This window comes from Shewanella sp. KCT (assembly GCF_007636505.1).
Classification (GTDB): Bacteria; Pseudomonadota; Gammaproteobacteria; order Enterobacterales; family Shewanellaceae; genus Shewanella; species Shewanella halotolerans.
Window position 1 is genome coordinate 1 of record NZ_LVDJ01000036.1, and the last position, 2,485, is coordinate 2,485.

Consider the following 2,485-nt stretch of genomic DNA (forward strand, 5'->3'; position numbering starts at 1 on the left):
TGTAGCGCGCCGCTTGATTTTGAAAATGGGAACGGTTGGTTTTGAATACGGTCGCGGGTCGCAGGGTTTTGAAAATCTAAGTTCGGAAGGTTTTGAACCACCTTTAAACCTCCCTTAACACTCGTTGAAAATCGCGCAACCTAGATACCCCTGCTACTTGTATCGAACTCAAACTTCTGATTTAATCAATTTCATTGATGTTGGCTCAAGTCCTGATGTCAATATTCCTCGCATCCATTGATGCTAAAATATTTCAGAAATACCCTTAATTTTTAACTGCTTGGCCGCATCCATTGATGCTTAAATATCACGCCACATAAGGCATCTGTTTGCCGGTTGCGCGTCTGACAATATCGTTTTTAATACATCTATCCCCTTTCGGTTCTCCGTCAGGGTTAATTTTCGTATGTGAGGTAATTATGACTGAAAAGCTGGAACTGCTAGACGAATTAGATGACTCCATCATTGTCATTCGTGATGCAATTGAAGGAAAGGGCCTAGAAATAGGTCGTGATAGTGCAGCGGCCTGGTGCAATGCTTTAGACCGCATACGCGAGAGACTTATCGGACAGCTCAGGCAAAGTACTGTTTGATTCATTCGCTAAAGTGGCCCCATTAGGGGCCACTACTACACACTTACCCCATCAACCTCTACCGACTGCTCAAAGCCCTCTTGTGTCACTAGGTGAACATAGGCGGCTTGGCGTGGTGTCATCCCATCATAGGCGGCGTCTGCAAGCTGCACACTAAACACCTTTACTGAGCGGTCATCACGCAGCACCTCAACCGGTGGCTTACCAACCTCGAATGCTGCCTGGGTGGCAAATACGCTAACCATGTAAGTGCAACCCTTGCCGCCGTGATTATTGGTCACTAACTTATAACCATCGTTAACCTGTTCGCCCTCTCCTGGTGCCATGGCAACTTCTAGGCGCTCGTTAATCGATGCGTTATTGGTAACGTTTAACTCTGAGATCACCAGCAGCGGGTTTGCTATATCGATGCCAGATGAAAGTGAAATAGATGGTAATGTTAAAGCCATTTCGGCCCCCTTATTGTTCAGTTGAAACGATTGAAATAGTCTGTGATGAAACTTGCGAAACAACGTGATAGCGCGTGGCGCTGACAACTAATACCCGATACATAAAATCACTGGTAGACGTTGAGTTATCTGTGTAGGTCGATGAGGCATGGCAATATTCACGAATTTCGTAATAGCCAAATTCAGAATTCCATGTCTTGTTTACAGCAATAGTGAATGTACCGCTAGCAACGGTTGTCCAGGCTCCATTTCCAATAGAGCGCTGCAGCTGCCACTGCAGAGACTTGTTAGATACGGCAGAGCTAGAAGATGTTGTACTGTCTGCAGACAGGTCATAAGACACAACAACATTTTTAGCCTTGCCATTGGTGCCAAATGGCCCTATTTGCACAGGTATTGAACTCGCTGCGTACTGGTTCTTATCCGGGTTAGTAACCCCAGTCTTTAAGATCCCAGCACTTAAGCTGCCACCGAAATAAGCATCACCATTTGCGGCCAAATAGGTTATTGCGTTTGACTTCTTAAGCGCTCCCCAATTGGGCTCGGTACCTGACAACAATTTAGGCCCATACCACTCAACTAATGAATCAGGGCCAAACGGTGTCGCGGCTTGAACTTTCATATAGCCACTACCGATAAGCCTTAACTGGCCGCCCTCGATGATGGGTGACTGAATTTTCTCACCGGCTTTGATGTGTGTACCCAAGATGGCCCCAGCGGCGATACTGTTAGCCGTCAGGCCACCAAACACCGCCAAGCGGGCCACCAGGTCATTAAATAGGCCTTGGCTGGCCACTAACTTATTAATCAACGCAGAATCGGCAAACAACTCGTTAGCAGTAACGGCATTGGCCGCAATTTTGTCAGTTGTAACGGCCTTAGAAACGAGTTTCTGAGTCGTTATTGAGCCATCAACAATTAACTCTGCAGATGCCATTTTTCGTAGGTAGATATTTGATACTAAGTATCCCCCACCCATGGCGCCGTTTGTGCCATTCATCTGAATAAACAGGGTCGCACTAACAACCTTTTTGCCTGCAACATTACCAACAGTCACCGAACCGCTGGCAAAGTTGGCAGCCCCCCTCTCTGAGGCAGCTCTTGCCAGAAACGTATTCCAACCCATTGAACCATCAGAGTATCTCACCATAAGCCCTAACCTTAAATCCGCCGTAGGGCTTTGATAATGGTAGGCATACAAGCTTAAATAATACCTTTCACCATCAAGTACGCTAAAAGGTTTATCGAAATTAAAATAGGTATCCCTTTGATTGTTAATGAATCCAAGATAACTAGCGCCGCCATACGCATCAGGGTTTGAGTGCCACAAAACTGTGAGATGTCCTGACCACCCCTCTGTATTTCCTCCTGTTCCTGATGCATTCATGAATTTTGGATTGGTGCAAATATTATCGGTATTGGCAATGGTTAGGTGTTTTGTGC

The 2,485-nt window shown here is 46.0% G+C and carries 2 protein-coding genes and 1 pseudogene; 1 reads left to right on the forward strand and 2 read right to left on the reverse strand.

The features are described from left to right. Positions 1-419 precede the first annotated feature (419 nt). Positions 420-593, forward strand: a complete 174-nt coding sequence (locus AYI87_RS21300) for a hypothetical protein (protein WP_186300694.1) — start codon at positions 420-422, stop codon at positions 591-593. A 35-nt stretch (positions 594-628) separates the two neighbouring features. On the opposite strand, the gene AYI87_RS21110 is transcribed toward AYI87_RS21300, so the two are convergent. Both AYI87_RS21110 and AYI87_RS21305 read right to left on the reverse strand, forming a co-directional pair. Further along, positions 629-1,042: a hypothetical protein gene (locus tag AYI87_RS21110; protein ID WP_144204530.1), complete on the reverse strand. Its 414-nt coding sequence runs from the start codon at positions 1,040-1,042 to the stop codon at positions 629-631. Between the two features lie 10 nt (positions 1,043-1,052). Then, positions 1,053-2,485: pseudogene (locus AYI87_RS21305) on the reverse strand (hypothetical protein); the annotation flags it as partial.

Excerpts from the sequence above, each read along its gene's own strand:
- AYI87_RS21300 (WP_186300694.1), top strand. The coding sequence starts at position 420 with ATGACTGAAAAGCTGGAACTGCTAGACGAATTAGATGACTCCATCATT.
- AYI87_RS21110 (WP_144204530.1), bottom strand. The coding sequence starts at position 1,042 with ATGGCTTTAACATTACCATCTATTTCACTTTCATCTGGCATCGATATA.